Raw genomic sequence first — 26,597 nt, 5'->3', positions numbered from 1 at the left:
GATAAATTTGCACAGGAGGCAATCGTATGCAAAAATTAAGAAAGTATATGAATATGACAGCACGTAAGTGTGTACAAAATACAATGCTCATTCATTTAAGCGATTACTATAAAAAAATTACTGAAATCAATTTATTAAAACAAATGAAGCATGTTGAAATTAAACAATTATCAACACAAAAGTCTTTAGTACAGGAATCTTTAGAATCAATAGAAGTTTCATGTACTGATCATTTACGTCATAATCGATTGCCATTAGTTAAAGCCATTTCAGCAATTGATGAAGAAATTGAAAGTATTGAAGCCATGCTCCAAACTTTGGAACAAGAGAAGCAGCAAGTACAATTACAAATTATTATGTTGTCTAAATTAGGATTGAGGTGAATATGTGAAACAAATAGTAAACTCAGAAATATTGATCGCCTTTATATTACTGTTTTGTTTATCTAATTTATATTATTTATTTTTTGAACGTACAGGAATGATCTTAGTATTATTGGTAGGTTGTGTCTTTATTTATTTGAGTCGTTATTTAAAGGAGAAGCTAAGAGGGCTTATTTTATTTTGGTTAGGTATTATAATTTTATCATTTGGATTTCTATCGAATCCATATACATTAATTGTTTTATTTAGCTTTCTTGTCATTGTCGGTATTCGTTATATGATTTATAAAAGTAGACCGATGAAGGTGATTCAAACCGCTCATAATGAAATGTCTGTAGAACGTTTATCGTGGTTTTCATTTAAAGTGACACCACCACATGTTTATTTATTTGAGGATATGCATATTCAGCATGCAATTGGCGACTTGTCCATTGATTTAACCAATGCAGCCCATTTACAATCACAAAATTTAATTATCGTAAGAACGATTATCGGGAAAACGACCATCACAGTTCCATATCATTATCAAGTTAAAGTAGATTATACGTCACTTTATGGGCAACTTCATATCGAAGATACGTATACTAAAAAATTACGTAATGAACGTATGACTTATCAAACGCCAGCGTATGACAATGGTGTGCAGATTAAAATATTTGCCTCTTCCATTATTGGAGATTTAGAGGTGAGATATCGATGAATAACTACATACGAATGATAGGTTCGATGCTTATTTTAGTATATACACTTTCAATAATTTTCTTTTTTTTAGATCGTATTTTTACAAACATCATTTATTTTCAAGGCATGTTATATACGCAAATTATTGGTGTACCTGCATTTATCTTTTTAAATGTCGTGGTTATTCTTGCATGTATTATTATGGGATCAATCGTTGCTTATAGCCAAAATGAAGAGACTGAGTATTTAACAGAACAAATCGAAAAAATTAATCAAGGGGAGCCTTTATCACAAGATAAATCTTTATCTCTTGAAGCAAGTACGTTATATCAAGCAGTGCTTCAAGTTGATCAAAGAATCAATGATATTAAACGTCAAAGTCAATCTGTCATTAATGATGCACATCAATTAAACGAAGAAATTGTAAAGCAAATCGTTGAAAGTGAGCGACAACGTTTAGCGCGTGAATTGCATGACTCAGTGTCTCAGCAATTATTTGCAGCAAGTATGATGTTGTCAGCTTTAAAAAGTGCAACAACTGAAACCAAAGTTCAGCAGCAATTGAATTTGCTAGAAAAAATGATTCAAGATTCTCAACTTGAAATGAGAGCATTGTTATTACATTTAAGACCACTTGGCCTTAAGAATAAAACATTAAAGCAAGGTATCAGTGACTTAGTGCTAGAATTAAAGCAAAAAATTCCGTTAAATGTGAATACTTCTATTGAAGAAGTAGCTTTGAAAAAAGGCGTAGAAGACCACTTGTTTAGAATATTACAAGAAGCAATTTCAAATACTTTAAGGCATGCAAAAGCGACAACTATTACAATTGAATTATTTAAAGTGAATCAAAGTGTCATTTTAAGGATTGTTGATGATGGTGTTGGATTTGATATGAATGCTATTGATGACACAAGATATGGCTTAAATACAATGAAAGAACGTGCCTTAGAAATTGGAGGCGCATGTCATATTGTTTCAATGAAAAATAGTGGTACGAGAATTGAAGTTAAAGTTGGAATAGAGGAGTGATGTCATGAAAGTATTATTTGTCGATGATCACGAGATGGTTCGAATTGGCATTTCAAGCTATTTATCAATGCAAGATGAAATTGAAATTATCGGAGAAGCTTCGAATGGTCAAGAAGGTATAGAGAAAGCAAGACAATTAAATCCAGACGTTATTTTAATGGATATGGTAATGGATGGTATGAATGGCATTGAAGCGACGAAGATAATTAAGCAAACAATGCCACATATTAAAGTAGTGATGTTAACAAGTTTTATCGATGACAAAGAAGTATATCAAGCATTAGATGCTGGCGTTGATAGCTATGTATTGAAAACAAGTAGTGCAGAAGAAATTAAAAATGCCATCATTAAAACATATCAAGGTAATTCTGTATTCGAAAAAGAAGTGATGACTAAAATGAGACAAAGAATGCATCATCAAACAGAATTACATGAGATGCTTACGGAACGTGAAAAAGAAATCTTATTACTCATTGCTAAAGGCTATTCAAATCAGGAAATCGCTGATGCCAGTCATATTACCATCAAAACGGTAAAGACACATGTGAGTAATATTTTAAGTAAGTTAGAAGTACAAGATAGAACACAAGCTGTTATTTACGCGTTTCAACATGACTTAATTGAATAACAAAACACCGTACAAGTTGATGCTTCAACAAGTACGGTGTTTCTTTTTATTTATAAAATTCTTTTTTATAACCATCGTATACTAATTCAACAGCACCAGTATGAGGATCAATAACTAATCCATGTACAGGGACGTTTGTATCAAATAACGGATGATTAATCACTGTTTGTATATTTGACTTTACACTTTCATATACATCAGAAAATCCTGATAAGAAATGATTAACATCAATGCCTGAATAATTTAATGTATCGATGACTTCTTGTCTGATGCCACGTGATTTCATTGCTTCTAAAACAACATCTACATCAATACTACCCATACCACAATCTTTATGACCCATAATAATGATTTCTTCAGCACCTAACGCATATATACCTACTAATAAACTTTTCATTGTAGAACCATAAGGATGAGAAATAACAGCACCTGCATTTTTAACAACTTTTACATCACCATTTTTCATGCCAAGTGCACGTGTTGATAATTCTTGTAAACGTGTATCCATACAAGTTAATAATACTGCTTTCATAGATGGCACTTTAGACGTTTCAAATTGTTCGTATTCTTTGCCAGCTACAAATTTGTTGTTATACTCCAAAATCTCTGATAATAGCGTCATGATAGCCTCCGTATATGTTAATATTATCTGTTATTATGAATGGTTTAAATTTCTAATTTTGTCACGGTGAATGATGGCATTAATTTGTCCACCAACAATAATAATAAATCCAGTTAAATATAACCAAAGCATTAAGATGATGACACCACCGATACTACCGTAAGTTTTAGAATAGTTGGCAAAGTTACTTACATAGAAACCAAATAAGAAACTTGCACCTAACCATACAACAGTTGCAAATAATGCACCTGGTAAAACAGACTTCCATTTTAGTTTAACATGAGGTGCAAGGGCATATAAAGTTGTGAACACTATAAATGTAACTAAGATAGGTAATACAACTTTAACTAAATTAAAGACCCATTTAAACTGTGCATCTAAGCCGACTTTTTCAAATAATAAAGTGCCTAATTGACCACCGAATACAGGTAGTGCTAATGCAATTGCAAATACGACAACCATAATTACAGTAAATAAAACACTCATTAATTTTGAAACAATAGCATTACGTGAATCTTCAACATCATAGGCAACGTTAAATGCGTTCATTAAGGCAGTCATTCCATTAGATGCAGACCATAAAGCGGCAATTAAACCGAATGATAATAATCCACCAGAACCATTGCTCATAACGTCTTTAATTATATTTGTAATCATTTTAGCAGTAGAACCAGGTGCATTTTTAGCAATCATATCCGTAATTGTTTCCGGTTTAATTTGAAATAGCGGAATAAGTGTTAATAAGAAAATTAACATTGGGAATAAAGACAATAAGAAGTAATATGCTAATTGTGCTGAAAGACCAGAAACATCATCTTTACCAATTCGGAATAAAAGTTTGCTTAAAAAATTACTGTTTTCTTTGTATTTTGCTGGTTTGTTTATTTTTGAAACGTAAAATGTTTGATCATCTTTCTTAGGTTGTTTTGATTTAAATTTTTGCATTGAAACATAGTTTTCATTACTTGCTTTTTGTTCTTCTTTAAAACTTTTTGTTTTTGATGTTTGCTCTTCTAAAAAATTAGACTCAAGGGGATTTCCTTGAGTCCTGTTTTCAGAAGGTGATGTTTGTTTTGTCATAACGTTCACCTCTAATTTTTAATATTTAATACTTATTGGTTTGGACCTGATAATTTCTTTTGGTTTTTCTTTTCAATGAATGTATCTTTTGCATCCATAATTGCTTTTTCTAATTCTGGATTTTTACGACGAATTTCTTCAATAACATCTTTCCAATACATTACTTCATCTTTAATATTAGAAATTTTAGTTTTTGTACTTGGTGTTGAAGATGTAACACCATTTGTGTTATTTGATGAGATTTTTCCTTTTACAGAAGTGCGTGTCTTTTTGTCTAACATTGAAATTGCAGCACCTACAGCTGCACCAGCGATAACTGCTGGGACTAATTTGTTGTTCATACTTATTTTCCCCTCTCAAGAAAGTTTAAAAAATTGATGTTACCATCTATTAATTATTATATACCCAAATGTATAGCAGTGTTAAACTTTGAAATTAAAAATTTTTATTTTAATCTTTATAGTGTTAAAACGCACAGATAAAAAGTATACAAATGATTCAGACTATTATATTCTTATTATTAGAAGTTATACAAAGATGAATAAAATTTTTTAAAAGAGAAAAAGGAATGATTAAATTTGGATAAAGCAGCATTAATTAACGGTATTGCAGAAAAATTAAAATTAGTTAATATCGGTGTAATTAACCCAGATGATATTGATGATAATAAATTAGAAGACTTACAAGATTTATATGATTATGTACAAAAGAAATCAAATTTTTCACCAAATGAAATGGCAGCAATTACTGATGAAATCGGTAATTTACGCAAATAATATTAAACAACAATAGACAAAGGGGAGAAATCAATGAAGCGAGAAGAGCAATTACAAAAGTATGCAACATTACTTGTTAAAGTGGGGATGAATGTTCAAGAGGATCAAAAAGTATTTGTACGTGCGTCAGTTGATGCAAGTCCATTTATTCGAATCGTCGTTGAAGAAGCATATAAAGCGGGGGCGAGTGATGTTCGTGTACAATATACTGATGATGTTTTAACGCAATTAAACTTTAAGTACCGTGACTTATCAACATTTGAAACACATCCACAATATTTAGTAGATGAGCGAATGACTTATGCGCGTGATAATGCGGCACAATTAGTTGTTGTTTCTGTAAGTCCTGAAAATTTAAAGGAGGCAGATCCTAAAAAGGTTTCTGCAAATATGCAATCTTACGGTAAAGCTTACAACGAATACATGAAAATGATGCAAACAGATCAATTCAGTTGGACTGTTTCAGCTTATCCATCATATGAATGGGCACAATTGGTTTTTCCTGAATTAGAGAAAGAAGCGGCATTTGATCGATTACTTGAAGCAATTTTAGAAGCCGTTCGAGTGAATCATGAAGATCCTGTAGCAGCATGGCAACAACATAATGACAATTTACATGAAAAAGCAGATTACTTAAATAAGAAAGCATACCGCTATATAAAATACCAAGGTGAAGGCACTGACTTAACTATTGGATTACCTAAAGGTCATATTTGGTGTGGGGCTTCAAGTGTGAATTCAGATGGTGTTTCTTTTATGGCCAATATGCCTACTGAAGAAGTATTTACCGTTCCACATAAATATGAAGTGGATGGTTATGTATCAAGTACAAAGCCATTAAGCTATGCAAGTAACATCATCGATGACTTTAAATTAACTTTTGAAAAAGGAAAAGTAGTCGAATATGAAGCGCGTGTAGGGTATGATACGTTAAAAGCATTATTAGAAACGGATGAAAATGCAGTTTATTTAGGAGAAGTTGCATTAGTACCACATGATTCACCAATTTCAAACAGTAATATCTTATACTACAACACGTTATTTGATGAAAATGCCTCATGCCACTTAGCGTTAGGTGCAGCTTATCCATTCTGCTTAGAAGGCGGCAAAGCATTAGATGAAGCAGGATTAGAGTCTGTTGGATTAAATAGTTCAATCACACATGAAGACTTTATGATTGGTGGACCAACATTAAATATTGTTGGTATTACAGAAGATGGACAAGAAGAAGCAATCTTTACAAATGGTAACTGGGCTTTTTAAAATTAAAAATTGATATTTTAATTGTGTCATAAAAATGATATAGTAATATTATTAACGGTTTTGAGGAGGATGAACATGTCAGTAGCAATGATGTGGCTAGTCGTAATTGCATTTGTATTTGCAATTTTCGGTATTGGAGCAACAATTATGCATTTCTTAATAAATGCGTTTGATTCAAAAGAAGCAGATCGTATCGATACGCCTGAAGAAGCGTTAGAGAAAAAAGTATTTGCAGATGACGTTCATTAATTAACTATATAGTTGATAACTTTGGTATGTAGGAATGAGATTAATCTCGTTCCTTTTTTCTATGAATTCTAGATGAAATCAAGTTTAGAGAGGAAATTCAATATGACAGAACGATTAACCAAGACAATGCAAGCTTCAAAAAGCACGAAAACAACACAAATATTTCCAGGACATACAAATCATCATCATACATTATTCGGTGGAAAATTAATGGCGGAAATTGATGATATCGCATCGATTGCTGCAACACGTCATAGTGAACGACCGGTAGTTACTGCATCATCTGACGCATTGCATTTCTTAGCTCCGGTCAGATCTGGAGAGATATTAAATTTAGTAGCTATGGTGACACATACAGGTACATCTTCTATGGAAATTTGTACGAAAGTATATAAAGAAAACCCATTAACAACGGAGAAAACTTTAGCTGCAATCAGTTTCTTAACATTTGTAGCATTAGGTAGTGATCAACGCCCAACAGAAGTGCCTTTGATTATTGCTGAAACTGAAGAAGAAGCATGGCTCATCGAAACAGGTGCAAAACGCGCCGAACAAAGAAAAGCATCACGCAATGAAACAAAAGCTTTAGTCGAGCACTTTACGAAAATGATTCAATAATCGATGAAAATAAAAATCCGAACATACGATATATCGTATGTTCGGATTTTTTTATATCTGCAGCTCAAGTGTAAGTACCAGGCGAGCCACAGATGGGTCTGCAGCTCAAGTGTGAGTGACAGATGAGCCACAGATGGATTTGCAGCTCAAGTGTAAGTGACAGATGAGCCACAGATGGATCTGCAGCTCAAGTGTAAGTAGCAGATGAGCCACAGATGAATCTGCAGCTCAAGTGTAAGTACCAGATGAGCCACAGATGGATCTGCAGCTCAAGTGTAAGTATCAGGCGAGCCACAGATGAATCTGCAGCTCAAGTGTAAGTACCAGATGAGCCACAGATGGATCTGCAGCTCAAGTGTGAGTGACAGATGAGCCACAGATGGATCTGCAGCTCAAGTGTAAGTACCAGATGAGCCACAGATGGATCTGTAGCTCAATTGTAAGTATCAGATGAGCTGCAAACTGAACTAAGGCTGAGTGATGTGCATACGTTTTTCGTTTGCTTTAAAGTCCACATCTGGATAATACATATTTTTAACTAATAAGTTTGGTCCTAGACATTGCACACTTGGGCAATGACAATTTAATGTTTTGTATAGTGCTGATTGTTTCCATTTGTCATAAATGTCTTGAAGTGAAGTATGATGAATATTCTCAATTGAACCTGTTTCATCACCAAAATCTGTTACAATCACATCACCTGTAAATACATTGACATTTAATCTAGAACGGCCATCTGGATCATTTCGTACAGTCACGTTATTAGCTTGATTAATTTCATCTAAGAAGGCTAAGTCATCTGGGTTCATTGAACATGGTAATATCGGTAATGTTCCAAATAACATCCAAGTTGCTTCATCACGAAATGTTAATAATTTGCGAATGGTTGATTTTGTTTCTTCTATAGATAAGATGTTTAAATCGCTTGCGAAGTCTGATGGATACATTGGGTGCACTTCATGTCTCGCACATTTCATATCATGAACGATTTCATTATGTATTTTCTCTAAATATGGAATCGTACTTTTGTTTAACATCGTTTCTGCAGATACAAACATACCAGCTTCTGATAATTTTCTTGAGTTCTCTATGATTTGTTCATAAAGTTTGTAGCGCATTTTTAAAGGTGGTTGTTTTTCCATCACTTTAAAGCCAACTTCTGCGAATTCATCGATTGTGCCCCAGTTATGAGAAATATGCATCACATCAATTAAATCAATTAATGGTTCATAACGGTTATAATCAATCGTTAAGTTGGAATTCATTTGCGTATATATCCCACGTGATTTGGCATACTCTAAAATAGGCGTAACCGTTTCTTTTATCGATTTTTTCGAAAACATCGGCTCTCCGCCTGTAATACTTAATGTTTTTAAATGTTCGACTTCATCTAAACGTTTTAATATTAAGTTCATATCCATGACTTCTGGATCTTTTACTTGTAATGTATATCCAACGGCACAATGTGCACATCTCATATTACATAAAGTCGTCGTTGTAAATTCTATATTTGACAGTTTAGTTTCCCCATATGCTTTTACATCTTCATACGCTTCCCATGGGTCATTTGTAATACTGATTGGTTTTTTCGTAAGTAACAAATTAAATCCTTCTTTCAATTTTATTCATGTACCATTATCCACCATATCATAAATTAGTCAACTTCAATAAAAATCTTTACTGATAAAACAATTGAAAATTAATGGATTGTACTTCATAATGAGTACAATATGAAACCTTATCAAATGATAAGTAAATAAGGAGAAGACTATGTCAAAACAATCATTAGAAGAAATTAAAGTAAAATTATCAGACTTTATGGAGACAATCGAATCGGTAGACCCAGAAACAACAGACATCAATGATATTGATGAGTGGTTAAGTTTATTAGATCAATTAGAAGAAAAAGTGAAGTCAATTAAAAACTAAGGAGCAAATATGGCAGATATATTCGTAAAAGTAGGGCAACAATTTCCTTTAACCATTAAACGTTTAGGAATCAATGGAGAAGGAATTGGTTATTTTAAAAGAAAGATTACTTTTGTAAAGGGTGCTTTACCTGGTGAAGTTATTCTTGCTCAAGTAACCAATGTTAATCCTAAGTTTCTTGAAGCTAAGCTTGTAAAAATAAGAGAGAGATCAAACGAGCGTGTTGAAGCACCTTGTAAAGTATTTGATTTATGTGGTGGCTGTCAATTACAGCATTTAGATTATGACGCGCAATTAAAGTATAAGAAGCAAATTGTAGAAGATGCGATTACAAAATATGCACCACATATTAAATTAGATAAAATTAGAGACGTTAAAGGTATGGCATCGCCATTCTATTACCGTAATAAAAACCAGTTCCCAGTTGAAAAATCTGGTCGCAAAATTCGCGCGGGATTATACAAAGAGAGTTCAAACCAATTAATCGATTTACATGAATGTTTAGTTCAAGATAAGCGCACAATGAACACAACAAACGAAATTAAAAAGATCATGTCAGAATTAAACATTGCAGTTTGTAAAAATCCGACAAAAGACCGTGGTGTGCGTCATATTGTGACGCGTGTTGCATTAAGCACCGGTGAAATACAAGTGGTCTTTGTAACGAACGATGCAAAACTTCTTAAACAAGATTTATTAGCTGAACGCGTCTTACGTTTACCAGGCGTGAAAAGTGTTGCATTAAATATCAATAGAGAAAAAACGTCAATTGTAATGGGTCGTGAAACGATTGTTATTGGCGGTAGTGATACGATTCGTGAACAATTAGAAGAACATATTTATGATTTATCAGCAGAAAGTTTCTTCCAATTGAATCCAAAACAAACTGTTGTGTTATATAACGAAATTAAAAAAGCAGCAGCTTTAAAAGGTTCAGAACAAGTTGTAGACGCGTTTTGTGGTACAGGTACGATTGGTATTTGGTTAGCAGATAGTGCAAAAGAAGTGCGTGGTATGGATACGAATGAAGATGGCATTGTTAATGCAATTTATAATGCTTCTATGAATGGCAAAGATAATTGTACATTCGAGCTTGGAGAAGCAAGTGAAAAGTTACATGAATGGATTGAGTCAGGATTCTATCCGGATGTCATTACTGTTGACCCACCAAGAACAGGTTTAGATAAAGAAACAATACAATTAATCAATGAAATTAAACCGAAAACTTTCGTTTATACAAGTTGTAATCCATCAACTTTAGCAAAGGATTTAGCACATTTAACGAAAGCATTTACAGTAGAATACATTCAACCTGTTGATATGTTCCCGCATACTGCTCAAGTAGAGGCAGTTGTGAGATTAGTTCGTAAAAGAAGATTAGGTTAATAAAATGAAGAGACTAGGACGATTGTTCTAGTCTTTTCTTATATGCATTTTCAAGCAGCAATGTTTTACGATATTTAAGAAGGGTAAATAATACTATAACGATTTTAGGAGGAATGAATATTATGACTAAGAAAATCGCAGTAGTATTAGAAAATTTATTTGAAGACTCAGAATATACAAGCCCAGTAGAGGCGTTTAAAAAAGAAGGTCATGATGTGACTGTTATCGGTAAAGAAGCTGGCAGTACGGTTAAAGGTAAAAAAGACAATACTGAAGTAACGATTGATAAAGCAATCAATGATGTGAAACCTGAAGATTTTGATGCATTGCTTATTCCTGGTGGTTTCTCACCGGATTTATTACGTGGTGATGAACAAGGTCGTTTTGGTACATTTGCAAAAGCTTTTGTAGAAAAAGAAAAACCAGTATTTGCAATTTGTCACGGACCACAATTGTTAATTGATACTGATTTATTAAAAGGTAAGAAATTGACAAGTTATCTTTCAATCCGTAAAGATTTAGAGAATGCTGGTGCAACAGTAGTAGATGAATCTGTCGTAGTAGACAGCAATATTGTAACATCACGTACACCAGACGATCTTCCAGACTTTAACCGTGAAGCACTCGCTTTATTGAAATAAATATATGATTAGCCAGCTGATATTTATCAGCTGGTTTTTTGATTTGGTTTTGATACATCTTAAGACGGATTTTTTACTATTTCTATCATTTAAAATACAAAACAAAACAACGTAGTGGTAATATGTATGTAAGAAAGAGGTGCATACATTTTGAAAAGAAGAAAGCGAGGTTTTGGGTGTTTTGGTTGTGCATCAATCCTACTCATTCCATTACTGATACTCGTATTATATATAGGTTTTAATGTTTATAAAGGGACTACTATCGATATTAATAAAGTCCAACAAATTGAAACGAAACAAAATTATGTTGCGACTAAAGATATGCAAAAGTATGTTAAAAATGCATTTGTTGCTGTTGAAGATAAACGATTTTATAAACACGATGGTGTTGATTGGTTTGGTACGATGCGTGCACTTTTTGTGAGTTTAAAAAACGGTGAAATGTCACAAGGTGGCAGTTCAATCACCCAGCAACTTGTTAAAAATTATTATTTCTCTCAAGAGAAAAGCTTATCTCGAAAAATTCAAGAAATCGTTGTTGCTAAACGATTAGAAAACAATTATTCCAAAGATCAAATTTTGAGTTATTATTTAAATACCATTTATTTTGGAGATAATAATTATACGATTGAAGATGCTGCGAATTATTATTTTAAAGCGAGTAGTCATATACAAAACCAATATTACAAACAACTAACAGTTTTAGAAGCTGCAATGCTAGCATCTACAATTAATGCACCATCAACATATGATGTTGAAAATTATAAACAAGATAGTGCTTTAATCAGTCGCACGAAATCAACTTTGAAGAAAATGCTTGATCAAGGTTATATTAATCAATCTGATTATAATAATGGTTTAAATGGGTTATAATAGAATAAACAAAAATAGCGCTTTAATGAAGCGTTATTTTTTATGGAGGCAGTTATGCATAAAATAACAAAGATTGAAGTCCAAAAAAATAACAAAGATCGTTTTAATCTTTACATTGATAACAATTTCTTTGCAGGAATAGATGCTGCTACCTATGTCTTTTATAATTTAAAGAAAGGACAAGAACTGACGGATGATATGCTCCAAGCGATTGGAGATTATGATAATTATCGACGCGCCATCAATCTTGCTTTAAATTATTTATCTTATAAGAAAAGAACAGAGCAAGAAGTAAGACAATATTTAAATAAAGCCGAAGTAAGTGAAAATCACATCCATCAAACGATTGATTATTGTATAAAAAATCAATACATTAATCATGAGGATTATTGTTTAAGTTATATGAACACATTATTAAATACAACAGATAAAGGACCAAATCATTTTGAAGCGGAACTTAAAAGTTTAGGCGTTGAGCATGATTTAATCGAAAAGTATAAAGCGAAATTTATTGATGCAATTGATGCTGAACGTATTACTAAGATTGCTCAAAAAGTCCAAAAGAAATACAGTCATAAATTATCACAACGCATGTTAGAACAAAAATTAATGCAAACCTTCTATCAAAAAGGTTATAATTTTGATATTGTGAGTGACTATTTAGCAGACGTATTCGTTGAACAACAAGATGGTGTTTTAATGGCACAACTTGAAAAATCAGTAACAAAATTAAGTCGTAAATACACAGGGAAAGCATTGTATCAAAAAGTAATTGAACAAATGATGCGTAAAGGGTTTCAATATGACCAAATACAAAGCGCATTAAAAGAAAGTGGCATGGAAGATGAGTGAAGATAAAAAATTAATTGAAATGAATACATATGAATTACAACAAGTGGTGTCTAACTACCGTGAAAAAGCACGTAAAGCAGAAATGATGGGTATCGTAAATGAGTATGAAGTTTGGCAAAGAAAAGCACTTATTGCTGAGAGCTATCTTGTTGATACGAATCAAATTGAAATTGGTAAGGTTTATGCACTCATTGGTGCAGAGAAACAATATTTTAAAGTAGAACGCATAAAAGGTGTATTTGCTTGGGGATTTAGACTTGGTTCAAATTTAAGTGAAGAGGGAATTCCTGTGGCATTATTGCAATTAAAATAAGGAGGCCGCTATGTCTGAAGATATTTTAGTAAGGCTAGTCAATGTAACAAAATATTTTAGAAATGTTAGTGGTTTTTCTAAAGTACGTGATTTAATTTTACCTAAAACACAAAACCACTCGATAGAAGTAAAAAACATCACCATTCACTTATATCGTAGTGAAGTATTAGGTTTAGTGGGTTTACCGGGTTCAGGTAAATCAGTCGTCGGGAAATTAATGGCGAAAGTTGTTGCACCATCTGAAGGTAAAGTGAAGAATGAGCATTCGACTTTTTTAGCGAGTCATAATCACATTTTTGGTAGCAATGCGTCCTTAAATGAATTGTTAGATACGATTTTCATTGCATTCAATGTACAATCCTCATTAAAGGAAAAACGCAAACATGTATTAGAATTTGCTGAAATGGATGCATCAAAAACATACAACGATTTATCAGATTTTGAGAAGTCAAAATTAATGATCAGTCTTGCTTATTTCTTAAAACCTGAAGTCGTTATTTTTGATGATTTATATCGCCATTTAGATGCACCATTCAAAGAGAAATTTGCGATGGTCATTGATTTACTTGTGAAAGAACAAAAATCAATTGTTTTAATGGATTCTGAGTTATCCTTTATTGAACAGAAAGCCAACTATATTACTTGGTTATCACATGGGCAAATTAGAAAAGCAGGGTTACCAAAAGAAGTTTTACCACTTTATAAAAATTATATTAAAGATTATGAAAGCTGTAGAACTGATGAAGAACGTGAATTGTTTGATTTAGACTATAAAATGAAGCGTGCTAATGCAAAAGAAGATTCTACGGGCTTTAGTAGAAAAGAAAAGTATGGTTATGCCATTATTGATGAAAAAATACAACGCTTATTTTTTGTTTCATTTATGTTGATGACAGCTGTGCTTTTGGCATTTGTATTAATGATTAATGGCATCGGCGTTTCTGAAAGACAAGTCATTAATGAGGATCAAAGTATTCTCAAAAAAGAAGGTGCAACATTTACTGACAAATATGCGTATGCATTAATGTTAGGCAATAACGACATTAAAGGGCCGACAAACTTTAAAGTACCTTATGGAACAGTATTTCCGATATCAGGATACAACGATCAATTGTACCGTCTTGATTTAAATAAAAAGACATATACAACACCGAAGAAAAATATTGTCTATATCAACCCTGCAGCATTATATGATGAAGTGACTTTAAGTGAACTTGAACCATATATATACGATAATTATATAAACTATCGTGACTTTTTTAATGCTTATTTAGGAAAAAGCCATGCAACCATTAATAAAGAGTTGTATCCAGAAACAAATGATCGTTATAGTGTGAAATTAACGAAAAATAATATTTATTTGCATTTTGATGATTACAATGAATTGAATGCATTCAGTTTCCCAATGAAGAATGAGAAGAAACTGATAGATAAATATAAAATTAAAGATGATTATTGGATTTCGAAAGTAGGACAAGGCTTTATTGTTGCGGATTTCAAGAAAAATACATGGATTTATATCCAAATGTAGGTGTGAAAATGAATGAATTAATTGATAGTCTTAAACAGTTACCATATACCATAAAGAATGCAAGTTTAGAATCAAGATACAGTAAAAAATTATATACACTTTATTTAGTGGTGAACTTAGCATTAATCAGTTTTGTATTTTTACTGTTGAATTTAACTTCTAGTTTGCCAATTGATAAATCAACGCGACTTTGGCAACTTTCAGGGTTATTAATGTTTGCTTGGATATCATCTGCAATTTATTTTTCTAGTTTAAAAATTAAAGCAAGAGGATTTTTGTTAAACATTTCAAATATTCCAATCTATATTTTATCTAATGTACAAATCATTAATTTCTTTGTATTGTTTTTTGTATCGTTCATACTTTTACAATGGATACGCCTCTCAAATCAAATTGATGTAGAGATGAGTTTTTGGGGAATAGTATATTTCATAGTGTTGACGATGTTATTGTTAATCCCAATCTGCACATTATTTGCTTTGACGATGCATATTCGTAAAAATATGAAATGGTTTGTGATTGGGACTTTAGTTGTTTTATTTTTAAGTTTACCAATATTATGGGTGCCTTCAAATGTGCCTGAAATACTTGTGAACTTACTGAGATTAAATCCATTTTATTTTGTAGTGAATGGATTTCAAGAGTCTGTTGTATTAGGAAGTTCGGCATTTTATAATATACCAAGTCATCTTATTTTTTGGATTGAATTGGCATTTATCTATATTTGGTTTAATTATATTTATGAATTGTTAAAAGATGAAATAAACGTGAATAAGCAGTAAAAATTAGTGAATCAATTGCTATTATTAACATGAAAGAGAGGAAGACAATCTTTATCATAGGATTGTCTTCCTCTCTTTTAAGTTGGTTTGAATAGCTTTTTTTGTAATTTTTCTTCTGAAAATACCCACCCCGTATAACTGTGAGTAACATGATTTAAATCATCTAAATTTAATATGGCAACAAATGAATAATGGCCATCCTTTAAATAGCGTAAATCAATGAATCTTAATTCTGTACCATTGTTTGTTGGTACAACAGTCCAACGGTATATTGAACTAAATCTTAAAAATGCTTTTAAATTATTATCGTGTTTAGCATATGCCATTATCGCTTCAGTTGGAAAAGGCGTACGTTTAAATTTATCACTAAAGTTAACAGAAGTTTTATAACTACGACCTATATAATCATATTGATCGGTTTGAATAGCAACACGCCATTCAAAAAAACGCATAGTAGGTGCAACAAATGTTTTAATGACGTGTTCATTTTTTGGAATCAAATTTAATGCACGTTTCTTAATCGATTGTTGTAATGTGCGTCTAATGATATAGTATACAACGAGTAAAATATATAAAGTTATGAAACACCATTTTGGATGAACACCTAAGTACCATGCAAAAATGGCAAGAAGATGGCCAACGAAAATAATTGGGTCAAACGTATTAATAATACCGATTTGAATCCATTTCTTTGTAAATGGACGCATTGCTTGCGTGCCATAAGAATTAAACATATCTACAAAGACATGTAAAAATACAGCGAGTTGTGCCCACATCCATAAATGTAAATAGTTAATATTAACACCATGAAACATTAAAGCAACAAATAATACCAATGCAATCGGCCAAAACAATGTAAATGGAATTGAATGTGTGATGCCGCGATGATGTGTGATATAAACGGCATTGTTTTTTAATTTAAGCACGGTATCAATATCTGGTATTTGGGAACCGAGCATTACGGCAGTAACGACAGCTGGATACATTTCAACAGCAGCTGGGTCCATAGTCGCAAACCCCGCAAGCGCAACACCCATTACAACATGAGTAGCAGTGTCCATAACATTCACCTCAATTCTATTATATCAAGATTTTTTAATAATCAATACGAATAACATTTAAAGGAAGGTAATATTTTTTGAAACGAAATTCACAAACATTAAGTCAAGATTTACTACAATGGTTTTATGAAAATAAACGGCAAATGCCATGGCGAGAAACCAATGATCCATATAAAATCTGGTTATCAGAAGTGATGTTGCAGCAAACGCAAGTCGCAACAGTGATTAATTATTACAATAGGTTTATCGAAAGGTTTCCGACCATTGAATCCCTGGCAAAAACGCCAATTGATGAAGTCAGAAAATATTGGGAAGGTTTAGGCTATTATTCGCGTATTAAAAACTTTTATGAAGCGGTACAAACTGTACACAAAGACTTTAATGGTCAAGTACCAAACGATCCTAAACAATTTTTAAATTTAAAAGGAGTAGGGCCGTACACACAAGGTGCGGTGATGAGTATTGCATTTAATCATCCTTTGCCAGCTGTTGATGGGAATGTTTATCGCGTTTATTCTCGGTTAGATAATGACGCATTTGATATTGCTAGTGCAAAAGCACGTCTGCATTTTGAAGAAAAAGTGCTTGAGGACATGCCTGAAGCAGCGGGAGATTTTAATGAAGCGCTTATGGAATTAGGAGCTGTTATTTGTACGCCGAAGAAACCGTTGTGCATGCTATGTCCAGTTCAACAACATTGTGAAAGCTTTGAAGTGGGGAATGTTTTAGAACGCCCTGTTAAACTCAAAAAAATTAAAAAGCGTGTGGAACATTATGATGTATATTTGATAGAAAATGATGGTGAACTTTTGATTGAAAGAAGACCTGATGGATTGTTAGCATCTATGTTTCAATTTCCAATGTTTGACACTGAAACCCATATATCCAATGTTGAATCTCAATTGGATATGTCACTTACATTATTCAATGAGCCACTCATGACTTTAAAGCATCAATTCACTCATTTAACATGGCATTTAACCGTATATATTGCACATACCAATGATAAGAAAAAAGCTTCACAACATTGGATGAGTCGTGAGGAAAAATCACAATTAACTTTCCCAACATCTATGAATAAAATTTATGAACGTTATTTATCATCGCTTTAAGATTAAATCCGTTTATTACCACTTAAGTTGTGCTATAATGTAAAAGTAAAATAAATCATAGGTGGTGTGGAATATGGTCAAAGAATCCATACCAAAAGAAGGCCAGAACGTACAAATTCAAAGTTATAAACATAATGGCAAGATTCATCGTGTCTGGTCGGAAACAACGATTTTAAAGGGGACTAATCATGTTATTATTGGAGGGAATAATCGAACATTAGTAACGGAAAGCGATGGTAGAACATGGATCACTCGTGAACCAGCCATTGTTTATTTTCATGCTGAGTATTGGTTTAATGTAATATGTATGTTTCGTGAAGATGGTATTTATTATTATTGCAATCTTTCTTCACCGTTTGTTTATGATACAGAAGCGATTAAGTATATCGATTATGACCTTGATATTAAAGTATATCCTAATGGAAAATATCATTTACTTGATGAAGATGAATATGAACAACATATGAAACAAATGAATTATCCTAAAGATATCGATTATATCCTTAGAAAAAACGTTGATATTTTGCAACAGTGGATTGAGAGAAAAAAAGGACCGTTTGCGCCGGACTTCATTAAAGTTTGGCAAGAAAGATTTCATTTGCAAAAAAGAATAATGGAAGATTGATTCGAGGTAAGACATTGTCTTTTCCTCGTTTCTTATTTTAAAAAAGTTAGGTGACAATATGTTAAAACGCTATATGCAATTTGTAAAACCCTATTCATGGTTAATCGTATTAACCATCATTGTTGGGATATTAAAGTTTGGAATTCCATTATTAATTCCATTATTGATTAAATATGTTATCGATGATGTTATTAATAATAATAGTTTATCCGTACAAGAGAAAAAAGATGCTTTAGTGCATGCACTCTTATTGTTCGGCTTTATCTTTGTGGTGATTCGTCCGCCTGTTGAATATTACAGACAATATTTAGCGCAATGGACGAGTAATAAAATTTTATATGATATTCGAAAAAAATTATATGCACATTTACAAAAGTTAAGTGTGAAGTTTTATGCCAACAATAAAGTTGGAGAAGTCATCTCTCGAGTGATTAATGATGTGGAATCTACAAAAGACTTTATTGTGACGGGATTAATGAATGTTTGGTTAGATTTAGTAACAATCATAATTGCACTTGTCATCATGTTTACGATGGATGTAAAGCTGACCTTGATTTCGTTAATTGTATTTCCGTTTTATATCTTTTCGGTGTATTACTTCTTTGGCAATTTAAGAAGGTTAACACGCGAACGTTCGCAAAGTCTTGCAGAGGTGCAAGGATATTTACATGAACGTGTACAAGGGATGACAGTAATAAAAAGTTTCGCAATTGAGAATCATGAAGCGAAACGCTTTAACAAGCGTAACCAAAATTTCTTTAATAAAGCATTAGCACATACGAAATGGAACGCGAAAAGTTTTGCGGTCATTAATACGGTAACAGATATTGGACCATTATTGGTTGTCGGTTTTGGTGCATATTTAGTTATCGGAGATGGATTAACTGTAGGTAGTTTAGCTGCTTTTATCGCATACCTTGACCGTTTATACGGCCCATTACGTCGACTTGTTTCATCATCAACGACACTTACACAAAGTTTGGCATCAATGGATAGAATGTTCCACTTGTTTGATGAAATTTATGATATTGAAGATACACCAACTGCAAGACCAGTGAAAGTAACGAATGGGGAAATAGAATTTAAACAAGTTGGTTTCAAATATAATGAAGAAGACCAAGAAGTATTACACGATATTAATTTAAAAATTAATCCTGGAGAAACCGTTGCATTTGTTGGGATGAGTGGTGGTGGTAAATCAACTATGATCAGTTTGATTCCTCGTTTTTATGATGTGACAAGTGGTGAAATATTAATAGATGAAACACCAATTAAAGACTTTACGATTGAAAGTTTAAGAAATCAAATCGGTATGGTGATGCAGGATAATATTTTATTTTCAGAATCGATTAGAGAAAATATTTTATTAGGTAAGCCTGAAGCAACTGAAGAAGAAATGATTTACGCTGCGAAGCTTGCTAATGCACACGACTTTATTATGAGTCTGCCTGCTGGCTACGATACAGAAGTCGGTGAACGTGGTGTGAAATTATCTGGTGGACAAAAACAACGTGTAGCAATTGCTCGTGTATTCTTAAAAAATCCACCAATTTTAATTTTAGATGAAGCGACAAGTGCACTTGATTTAGAAAGTGAAGCAGTTATTCAAGAAGCTTTAGAGACATTGTCTAAAGACCGAACAACTGTGATTGTTGCACACCGTTTATCAACGATTACACATGCTGATAAAATAGTGGTTATTCAAAATGGTGAAATTAAAGAAATGGGTACACATCAAGAGTTAATGAACAATCAACATGAATACTACAACTTATATACAATACAGCATTTAGAAGATTAAGTATGAGAGTACGGGACAAAAGCGTTCAGAGTTGCTTTTGAACCGCTGATAAGAGGACGGGACAAAATCAAGGTTGAGACATCAAATGATGTCTCAACTTCTTTTTTAGGAGGGCATTCATGGATTTATCATTTTTAAAAAGGGATACAATAGAAGCGGCGAAAGCTTTATTAGGGATGGAAATCATTACGACGATTGATGGTGTTGTTACGAGTGGCTACATTACTGAAACAGAAGCGTACCTTGGTGTTCATGATAAAGCTGCACATACGTACCAAGGTAAACGTACTAAGAAAAATGAAATGATGTATCGCGATTTCGGTGGCATATATGTTTATACAATGCATGGACATCATTGTATGAACTTTATTACTAAAGACGCACAAACGCCTGAAGGTGTATTGATTCGTGCGATTGAACCGCATATAGGTATATGTGAAATGGAACAAAGAAGGGGTAGAAGTACTGATTTATCTAATGGGCCAGGTAAACTGACACAATGTTTAGGTGTAAAAAGAGACTTACATAATGGTAAACGATTGAATGAAGATGCGATTCAATTACAATTGGGTAAAGTACCAAAAGCGATAATAAGTAGTAAACGTATTGGTATCGACAATAAAGAAGAAGCAGTGGATTATTTATATCGATTTACCGTTGCAGGGAATCCATTTGTATCTAAAGATAAAGTAATAATAGATGAAAATAACGGCTGGGCATAAGCCCAGCCGTTATTTTTATAAATCCAAGTTTTCATTAGTAATATTAATTTTTCTATCGTCTTTATGGTATTTGTAGAAACTGTGAGATAAACGATCTAAATGTTGCAATTGTTCGCGATATTCAAACATTGCACCAAGTACTTGGAAGATGTGTTCTTTATTGTATTCAACGTCAGATTCATCTTTTCTAAGCTCTACTAAAAAAGCATCGATCAAATTGATTTTATACACTCGAATTAATGAGTGATCTTCCAATTTTGTATTAGGGATTTTTTCAGTGACACGCATTAATATTTCTTCATGGTGCGTCATTAACTCATCTAACTCAAATTTAATTTGGATTTTTAATTCTTCTGGTAAATTTAACACGTCATTTTCATAGCGATTTAACTTTCTTAATACGTCATAAGCCCTACGTGTTGAACGTATCATTTCTTTAAATAATATTTTTTTTCGTGTATTTCTTAATGCACGTCTTTTCGTATACGCACGTTCTTCCTTATACAAAGAAAATTGTGTTTCTAGCTTTTCAATACGAGATTTAATGTCATCTAAATCTCTTTTTACGACGTGATATTCAGTCGTTCCATTGATTTCAAGACGAATCCATTTAAAGATATCACCACAAATATTTAAACAGTTAACATACATTTTCGTTTCAAACTTTGGTGGTAAGAACAGTGTATTTACAACAAATGCACTTAAAACACCAATCATAACAAATGAGAACCTTAATAATGCTGTCGTATAAAAATTACCATCATGAGCATCCATAATGATCAGTTGCGTCACCACGGCGAGCCCAACAACATTAGATAAATTTAATTTGAGTAATAACGATATCAAGATGATTGATGTCAAACCTGATATTAATATATTAAAACCAAAGAAGTGTACCATTAAAATGGCGAGTAATGCACCGATAGTATTACCTTGCAATTGCTCTATGATGGTTCTGTATGATTTATACACTGAAGGTTGCATCGCGAATAACGCTGAAATGCCTGCGACAATGCCGCCTGGTGCATCAATAAACGATGCTGAAAATAAAGCAAGTACAATTGCGATTCCTGTTTTGAGTATTCTGGCACCTAATTTCATATAACGCTCCTAATTATTGATAGTACACTTATACAATGTTACTGGTTATTTTTCAAGTGAAAGAGATTTAAATGCGTTTTCAACTGCGACTAAAGTCTTTTCAATATCTTCTTTAGTATGTTCTGTTGTTAAGAACCATGCCTCATATTTAGAAGGTGCTAAGTTAATACCTTGGTTCAACATTAATTTAAAGAACTTCGCAAAGATTTCTCCATCTGTGTTTTCAGCTTGTTCATAATTGCTTACTTTTTCATCTGTAAAGTAAATCGTTAATGCGCCTTTAAGACGATTGATTGTCGCTTTAATGTTGTATTTTTTAATTAATTCAAGCATACCCGTTTCTAACATTTCACCAAGCTCATCAAGTTTTTCATAAACGCCAGGTTGTTGAATCACTTCAAGTAATGCAATACCAGCTTGCATACTTAAAGGGTTACCTGCCATCGTACCCGCTTGATATGTTGGGCCTAGTGGTGCAACACTTTCCATAATGTCTTGACGTCCGCCATATGCTCCGATTGGTAATCCACCACCGATAATTTTACCGAAAGCTGTTAAGTCAGGTGTCACACCAAGCATATTTTGTGCACCACCATAGCAGAATCTAAATGCAGTAATGACTTCATCATAAATGACTAAAGTGCCGTTTGCATGTGCTATTTCATTCACAGCTTCTAAAAATCCTGGCGCAGGTTCTACGATACCAAAGTTACCAACAATCGGTTCTACTAAAACTGCTGCGATTTGATCACTGAAGTGGTTAATCGCTTCTTTAAATGAATCAATATCATTAAAAGGTACTGTAATCACTTCTTGTGCAACACTTTTTGGAACACCTGCTGAATCAGGAGTACCTAATTGTGATGGACCACTACCAGCAGCAACTAATACTAAGTCTGAATGCCCATGGTAACAACCAGCAAATTTAATGATTTTATCACGATTAGTAAAACCACGAGCGACACGAATTGTTGTCATGACAGCTTCAGTACCAGAGTTAACAAAGCGGACTTTTTCTAAACTTGGAATGGCTTCACGTAACATTTTTGCAAATTTAACTTCATGCGTTGTTGGTGTACCATATAATACACCGTTTTCAGCTGCACGTTTAATGGCTTCAGTAATATGTGGATGTGCGTGTCCGGTAATAATTGGACCATATGCTGCTAAATAGTCAATGTACTTGTTACCATCAACGTCGTAGAAATAAGCACCTTCACCACGTTCCATTACAACAGGTGCACCGCCTCCAACTGCTTTATAACTTCTAGAAGGTGAGTTGACACCTCCTAATATATATTCATTTGCGTCTTTTTGAATTATTTCAGAATTTGTAAAATTCATAAATAGGCCCTCTTTCTTGTAGTGTTTTCGTATTCTATACTATCATAAAGTGAAGACAAATTTAAAAGGAGTGTTATGAATATGTTAAGGATTGGTGAACAATTACCTAATTTTGTGATGAAGAATCAAAATGGAGAAGCGGTGACAAGTCACTCTCTTTTAGGGAGTAAAACAGTATTGTATTTTTATCCGAAAGACAATACACCTACGTGTTCAGATCAAGCTTGTGATTTTAATAACCATTTAGATATGTTTAATGAACTTGGTGTTAAAGTGTATGGAGTAAGTAGTGATTCAGAGAAAAAGCATCAAAATTTTATCAAAAAATATGATTTAAAATTCGATTTACTTGTTGATGAAGATTATAAATACAGTGAATCGATTGAAGTTTATCGCCTTAAAAAAGTTTTTGGCAAAGAGAGTAAGGGTATTGTAAGAACAACGATTATTTTAGACGAAGAAAATAAGATTATGGCAATATTTGATCAAGTGAAAGTCAAAACACAAATTGAAGCGATAAAGCAAGTGCTAGAAACACACGAATAAGAGGTGTATTCATGTATATTATTTCTACAGTAAAGTTAGGGAATATACTAGATGATTTAAAACATAAGTTTCCAAACCACCAATTTAAACAGTGCAAACTAGATGAACTAACAGACAAAGATAAAGAGAATGTCGAAATTCTGATTTCGTATGATAATAAAGTTGATGAAAAATTCCTTAAATCATGCAAAAACTTAAAATGGATTGCTTGGTATGCTGCAGGTGTGAATCATTTACCATTAGATTACATTAAATCAAGAGACATTATCTTAACGAATGCGAAAGGTGTACACAAAATACAAATTTCAGAATACATCATGTCATACATTATGACGGATTATAAATCGGTAATTGATTTTTATGAATTGCAACAAGAAAAAGGTTATCAAACGAAAATTAGACATAAAGAACTTTTCAATGAAACGATCTGTTTCTTAGGGACAGGTCAAATCGCGCAAGCTGCGGCACAAAAGTGCAAAGCATTTGACATGCATGTTATTGGGGTTAATACAGATGGTAGAGCAGTAGATAGTTTTGATGAAACATATCCGACCGATGATAGACAAACGGCCTTTAAAAAATCCAATATCATCGTTAACGTATTACCAGAAACAAAGGATACTTTCCATTTGATAAGTAAACAAGATTTTGAGGCAATGGGAGACGAAGCGTTGTTTATCAATGTTGGTCGAGGATCAATTGTTGAAGAAAAGGTACTTGTAGATGTCTTAAAAAATAATATTATTAGAAAAGCTGCTATAGATGTGTATGAAAATGAGCCACTTTCACCTGAAAATGATTTATATACATTGAAAAATATAATCATGACGCCGCATATTACAGGTCTAAGTCAACATTATAATACCCGAGCAACTGAAATCTTTGAGTTTAATCTCGATTTAGGTATAGAAAATAAACAAGCATTTAAAAATCTTGTAAATTTAGAAGCCGGTTATTAGGAGATAATCAATACTAAATAATAATGATTATAAACAAGACAATTGACATTGAATGGATACTCACTGTAATATAAATGTATTAAGAATGAAAGTAGGTGAAGTGATGGCAGTAGAATATACGCATGAAGAACAATTACAAGATGCTATAAAGACGTTACGTGAAACAGGTGTGCGTATAACACCACAAAGACAAGCCGTACTTCAATATTTAATCGAACATCACACACATCCTACAGCTGATGAAATATATAAGGCATTGGCATCACAATTCAGTAATATGAGTGTTGCCACAGTATACAATAATTTAAAGGTGTTCAAAGAGACTGGCCTGATTAAAGAACTCACTTATGGAGATGCAGCGAGTCGATTCGATTTTGATAATTCAAATCATTATCATATCATTTGTAGTGAATGTGGTAAGATTTCAGATTTCCATTATCCGAGATTAGATGAAGTTGAAAGTATCGCTGAACATATTACAAGCTATGCAGTAACACATCACCGCATGGAGATTTACGGTATTTGTCCTGAATGTCAAAGTAAAAAGAAAAAATAAAAACAAAAAGAGAAACGACGTCAATGTCGTTTCTCTTTTTTTGGGCTTATTATTTCGTTAAATCATGTGATTTTTCTTTTTCTTCTAATGCTTTACTTTTACGTTTGTTGTTATAGTCTTGATCAAATGCTTTTCCTTCTAAATCGGGATCAAGTGTTAGTGGCTGATTACAGTGCGTACATATGTCAGCACGACCTAACATTTTAGTATAGTTTTCACAATTTGGACATCTGACTTGAATGGTTTTCATGGAGAACATACCAATCCAGAAGTATACGACCAAACTAAACAATAACATGATCATTCCAATAATAATAAATATGCCTAAAATAACAGGTGATTTAAAGAAATACATTAAACATACACCGATGTACATTAAAATAAAACCTATAAAAATAAGACCAAGTGCCCATGAACGAATACGATTAATTTTACTTTGTGGCTTTCGGTTAAACAATTTCATATGATCATCTCCTCATAACTTCAAATGAGATTATAACATAATTACACAAAAGATGGTGAGTCTACTTTATTTATTCAAATGCATTGTTTGTGTAAATATAACGCTCAAGTGTAATGAGTAACACACGCTATTTATGAATAAAAAACAACCATAAGAAATTTTAAAAATGCATATAATAGAAGAAAAATAAAATATAGAAGTTTATAAAAAAAGTTTAGTAAAAAGTATTGACCAAAATTGTGGGACTTGATATTATATAAAAGTCGTCAAAACGACGTGAACAAAATAGCCGAAACGAGCTTAAAAAAAGAATTTCAAAAGTGTAAAAGTAACACTTGCGAAACACTTTCAAAGCTAGTAATATTTATAAGGCAGCAACGAGATAACAACAAGCGAAATGAAAGAGTGTAAAACTTCTTCAAAATAAAGCTTGACCAAAGGTTTTGAACCTGATAAAATTGTTTCTTGTAGCAACAAAAATGAACATTGAAAACTGAATGACAATATGTCAACGTTAATTCCAATAATTTGAGTGAACTTGGTTCACTCCCAAAGAGTGATTGGCTTAACCAATCAAGAGCTTATATCAAGCAATCTTTCATGGAGAGTTTGATCCTGGCTCAGGATGAACGCTGGCGGCGTGCCTAATACATGCAAGTCGAGCGAAC

The 26,597-nt window shown here is 32.8% G+C and carries 31 protein-coding genes and 1 rRNA gene; 24 read left to right on the top strand and 8 right to left on the bottom strand.

The window, feature by feature from the left end; genetic code table 11:
- Positions 1–26: 26 nt before the first annotated feature.
- From ER639_RS08180 to ER639_RS08165, 4 genes are read left to right on the top strand one after another with little or no spacing between them, the layout of a single operon-like run.
- Entirely contained in the window at positions 27–383 is a 357-nt protein-coding gene (locus tag ER639_RS08180; protein WP_129065300.1) for a restriction endonuclease subunit S domain-containing protein, read from the top strand.
- A 4-nt stretch (positions 384–387) separates the two neighbouring features.
- Entirely contained in the window at positions 388–1,083 is a 696-nt protein-coding gene (gene liaF, locus ER639_RS08175) for a cell wall-active antibiotics response protein LiaF (RefSeq protein WP_129065299.1), read from the top strand.
- On the top strand, positions 1,080–2,096 hold the full coding sequence (locus ER639_RS08170) for a sensor histidine kinase (RefSeq protein ID WP_129065298.1): 1,017 nt from the start codon (positions 1,080–1,082) through the stop codon (positions 2,094–2,096). The genes liaF and ER639_RS08170 overlap by 4 nt, the downstream gene beginning before the upstream one ends.
- Before the next feature lie 4 nt (positions 2,097–2,100).
- Positions 2,101–2,724 carry a response regulator gene (locus ER639_RS08165; RefSeq protein WP_129065297.1) on the top strand — a complete coding sequence of 208 codons (624 nt, stop codon included), beginning with the start codon at positions 2,101–2,103 and terminating at the stop codon, positions 2,722–2,724.
- Positions 2,725–2,770: 46 nt separating this feature from the next.
- Here the strand turns inward: ER639_RS08165 and ER639_RS08160 are convergent, their stop codons facing one another.
- From ER639_RS08160 to ER639_RS08150, 3 genes are read right to left on the bottom strand one after another with little or no spacing between them, the layout of a single operon-like run.
- Positions 2,771–3,346 (bottom strand): beta-class carbonic anhydrase, encoded by a 576-nt coding sequence (locus ER639_RS08160; protein ID WP_129065296.1) that lies wholly within the window; start codon positions 3,344–3,346, stop codon positions 2,771–2,773.
- A gap of 33 nt (positions 3,347–3,379) precedes the next feature.
- Positions 3,380–4,426, bottom strand: coding sequence for a YihY/virulence factor BrkB family protein (locus ER639_RS08155; protein WP_129065295.1), 1,047 nt, complete (start codon positions 4,424–4,426; stop codon positions 3,380–3,382).
- Positions 4,427–4,458: 32 nt separating this feature from the next.
- On the bottom strand, positions 4,459–4,767 hold the full coding sequence (locus ER639_RS08150; RefSeq protein WP_129065294.1) for a YtxH domain-containing protein: 309 nt from the start codon (positions 4,765–4,767) through the stop codon (positions 4,459–4,461).
- A gap of 237 nt (positions 4,768–5,004) precedes the next feature.
- Between ER639_RS08150 and ER639_RS08145 the strand changes: the two genes are divergently transcribed.
- The 4 genes from ER639_RS08145 to ER639_RS08135 all read left to right on the top strand — a co-directional run bounded on the left by ER639_RS08145 (position 5,005) and on the right by ER639_RS08135 (position 7,332).
- Positions 5,005–5,202 carry a DUF1128 domain-containing protein gene (locus ER639_RS08145; protein WP_129065293.1) on the top strand — a complete coding sequence of 66 codons (198 nt, stop codon included), beginning with the start codon at positions 5,005–5,007 and terminating at the stop codon, positions 5,200–5,202.
- Positions 5,203–5,235: 33 nt separating this feature from the next.
- A complete protein-coding gene (locus tag ER639_RS08140; protein ID WP_129065292.1) occupies positions 5,236–6,465 on the top strand; it encodes an aminopeptidase in 1,230 nt (409 codons plus the stop codon).
- Between the two features lie 75 nt (positions 6,466–6,540).
- On the top strand, positions 6,541–6,714 hold the full coding sequence (locus tag ER639_RS12285) for a hypothetical protein (protein ID WP_164993398.1): 174 nt from the start codon (positions 6,541–6,543) through the stop codon (positions 6,712–6,714).
- A gap of 102 nt (positions 6,715–6,816) precedes the next feature.
- A complete protein-coding gene (locus ER639_RS08135) occupies positions 6,817–7,332 on the top strand; it encodes an acyl-CoA thioesterase (RefSeq protein WP_129065291.1) in 516 nt (171 codons plus the stop codon).
- A gap of 467 nt (positions 7,333–7,799) precedes the next feature.
- Here the strand turns inward: ER639_RS08135 and yfkAB are convergent, their stop codons facing one another.
- Positions 7,800–8,933, bottom strand: coding sequence for a radical SAM/CxCxxxxC motif protein YfkAB (gene yfkAB, locus ER639_RS08130; protein WP_129065290.1), 1,134 nt, complete (start codon positions 8,931–8,933; stop codon positions 7,800–7,802).
- 169 nt (positions 8,934–9,102) lie between these two features.
- On the opposite strand from yfkAB, the gene ER639_RS12280 reads away from it, so the two are divergent.
- From ER639_RS12280 to ER639_RS08095, 8 genes are all read left to right on the top strand, one after another.
- On the top strand, positions 9,103–9,261 hold the full coding sequence (locus ER639_RS12280) for an SE1561 family protein (protein ID WP_164993397.1): 159 nt from the start codon (positions 9,103–9,105) through the stop codon (positions 9,259–9,261).
- A gap of 9 nt (positions 9,262–9,270) precedes the next feature.
- Complete coding sequence (rlmD, locus tag ER639_RS08125; RefSeq protein WP_129065289.1) at positions 9,271–10,647, top strand: 23S rRNA (uracil(1939)-C(5))-methyltransferase RlmD; 1,377 nt, start codon at positions 9,271–9,273, stop codon at positions 10,645–10,647.
- A gap of 122 nt (positions 10,648–10,769) precedes the next feature.
- Positions 10,770–11,288, top strand: coding sequence for a type 1 glutamine amidotransferase domain-containing protein (locus tag ER639_RS08120; protein WP_129065288.1), 519 nt, complete (start codon positions 10,770–10,772; stop codon positions 11,286–11,288).
- 150 nt (positions 11,289–11,438) lie between these two features.
- Complete coding sequence (locus ER639_RS08115) at positions 11,439–12,161, top strand: glycosyltransferase (protein ID WP_129065287.1); 723 nt, start codon at positions 11,439–11,441, stop codon at positions 12,159–12,161.
- 54 nt (positions 12,162–12,215) lie between these two features.
- Positions 12,216–13,013, top strand: coding sequence for a recombination regulator RecX (gene recX / locus ER639_RS08110; protein ID WP_129065286.1), 798 nt, complete (start codon positions 12,216–12,218; stop codon positions 13,011–13,013).
- Positions 13,006–13,326 carry a YfhH family protein gene (locus tag ER639_RS08105; protein WP_129065285.1) on the top strand — a complete coding sequence of 107 codons (321 nt, stop codon included), beginning with the start codon at positions 13,006–13,008 and terminating at the stop codon, positions 13,324–13,326. Before recX ends, ER639_RS08105 begins: the two co-directional genes overlap by 8 nt.
- 10 nt (positions 13,327–13,336) lie before the next feature.
- Positions 13,337–14,857, top strand: coding sequence for an ATP-binding cassette domain-containing protein (locus ER639_RS08100; protein ID WP_129065284.1), 1,521 nt, complete (start codon positions 13,337–13,339; stop codon positions 14,855–14,857).
- An 8-nt stretch (positions 14,858–14,865) separates the two neighbouring features.
- Positions 14,866–15,639: a hypothetical protein gene (locus tag ER639_RS08095; RefSeq protein WP_129065283.1), complete on the top strand. Its 774-nt coding sequence runs from the start codon at positions 14,866–14,868 to the stop codon at positions 15,637–15,639.
- Positions 15,640–15,716: 77 nt separating this feature from the next.
- On the opposite strand, the gene ER639_RS08090 is transcribed toward ER639_RS08095, so the two are convergent.
- Positions 15,717–16,700 carry a metal-dependent hydrolase gene (locus ER639_RS08090; protein WP_129065282.1) on the bottom strand — a complete coding sequence of 328 codons (984 nt, stop codon included), beginning with the start codon at positions 16,698–16,700 and terminating at the stop codon, positions 15,717–15,719.
- A gap of 77 nt (positions 16,701–16,777) precedes the next feature.
- Between ER639_RS08090 and mutY the strand changes: the two genes are divergently transcribed.
- The 4 genes from mutY to ER639_RS08070 all read left to right on the top strand — a co-directional run bounded on the left by mutY (position 16,778) and on the right by ER639_RS08070 (position 20,960).
- Positions 16,778–17,812 (top strand): A/G-specific adenine glycosylase, encoded by a 1,035-nt coding sequence (gene mutY, locus ER639_RS08085; protein ID WP_240664014.1) that lies wholly within the window; start codon positions 16,778–16,780, stop codon positions 17,810–17,812.
- A gap of 73 nt (positions 17,813–17,885) precedes the next feature.
- On the top strand, positions 17,886–18,437 hold the full coding sequence (gene ntdP / locus ER639_RS08080) for a nucleoside tri-diphosphate phosphatase (RefSeq protein WP_129065281.1): 552 nt from the start codon (positions 17,886–17,888) through the stop codon (positions 18,435–18,437).
- A gap of 58 nt (positions 18,438–18,495) precedes the next feature.
- Positions 18,496–20,238, top strand: coding sequence for an ABC transporter ATP-binding protein (locus tag ER639_RS08075; RefSeq protein WP_129065280.1), 1,743 nt, complete (start codon positions 18,496–18,498; stop codon positions 20,236–20,238).
- Between the two features lie 119 nt (positions 20,239–20,357).
- The gene (locus tag ER639_RS08070; protein ID WP_129065279.1) at positions 20,358–20,960 is read left to right on the top strand and encodes a DNA-3-methyladenine glycosylase; all 603 of its coding nucleotides are present in this window, start codon (positions 20,358–20,360) and stop codon (positions 20,958–20,960) included.
- Between the two features lie 15 nt (positions 20,961–20,975).
- Here the strand turns inward: ER639_RS08070 and ER639_RS08065 are convergent, their stop codons facing one another.
- Together ER639_RS08065 and ER639_RS08060 are read right to left on the bottom strand one after the other, a co-directional pair.
- Positions 20,976–22,061: an FUSC family protein gene (locus ER639_RS08065; protein WP_129065278.1), complete on the bottom strand. Its 1,086-nt coding sequence runs from the start codon at positions 22,059–22,061 to the stop codon at positions 20,976–20,978.
- Between the two features lie 45 nt (positions 22,062–22,106).
- Entirely contained in the window at positions 22,107–23,405 is a 1,299-nt protein-coding gene (locus tag ER639_RS08060) for a glutamate-1-semialdehyde 2,1-aminomutase (protein WP_129065277.1), read from the bottom strand.
- An 81-nt stretch (positions 23,406–23,486) separates the two neighbouring features.
- On the opposite strand from ER639_RS08060, the gene ER639_RS08055 reads away from it, so the two are divergent.
- The 3 genes from ER639_RS08055 (at position 23,487) to perR (ending at position 25,466) form a co-directional block, all read left to right on the top strand.
- Positions 23,487–23,951 (top strand): peroxiredoxin, encoded by a 465-nt coding sequence (locus ER639_RS08055; protein ID WP_129065276.1) that lies wholly within the window; start codon positions 23,487–23,489, stop codon positions 23,949–23,951.
- Between the two features lie 11 nt (positions 23,952–23,962).
- The gene (locus tag ER639_RS08050; protein WP_129065275.1) at positions 23,963–24,910 is read left to right on the top strand and encodes an NAD(P)-dependent oxidoreductase; all 948 of its coding nucleotides are present in this window, start codon (positions 23,963–23,965) and stop codon (positions 24,908–24,910) included.
- 103 nt (positions 24,911–25,013) lie between these two features.
- Positions 25,014–25,466 (top strand): peroxide-responsive transcriptional repressor PerR, encoded by a 453-nt coding sequence (gene perR / locus ER639_RS08045; protein ID WP_129065274.1) that lies wholly within the window; start codon positions 25,014–25,016, stop codon positions 25,464–25,466.
- Between the two features lie 49 nt (positions 25,467–25,515).
- Here the strand turns inward: perR and ER639_RS08040 are convergent, their stop codons facing one another.
- Complete coding sequence (locus ER639_RS08040; protein ID WP_129065273.1) at positions 25,516–25,929, bottom strand: DUF2614 family zinc ribbon-containing protein; 414 nt, start codon at positions 25,927–25,929, stop codon at positions 25,516–25,518.
- Positions 25,930–26,526: 597 nt separating this feature from the next.
- Here ER639_RS08040 and ER639_RS08035 point away from each other — a divergent pair.
- A 16S ribosomal RNA gene (locus ER639_RS08035) occupies positions 26,527–26,597 on the top strand; the annotation flags it as partial.

This window comes from Macrococcus sp. DPC7161 (assembly GCF_004117835.1).
Classification (GTDB): Bacteria; Bacillota; Bacilli; order Staphylococcales; family Staphylococcaceae; genus SDSC01.
Note: the sequence above shows the minus strand (reverse complement) of the source record. Positions and strands in the feature narration are given on the sequence as shown.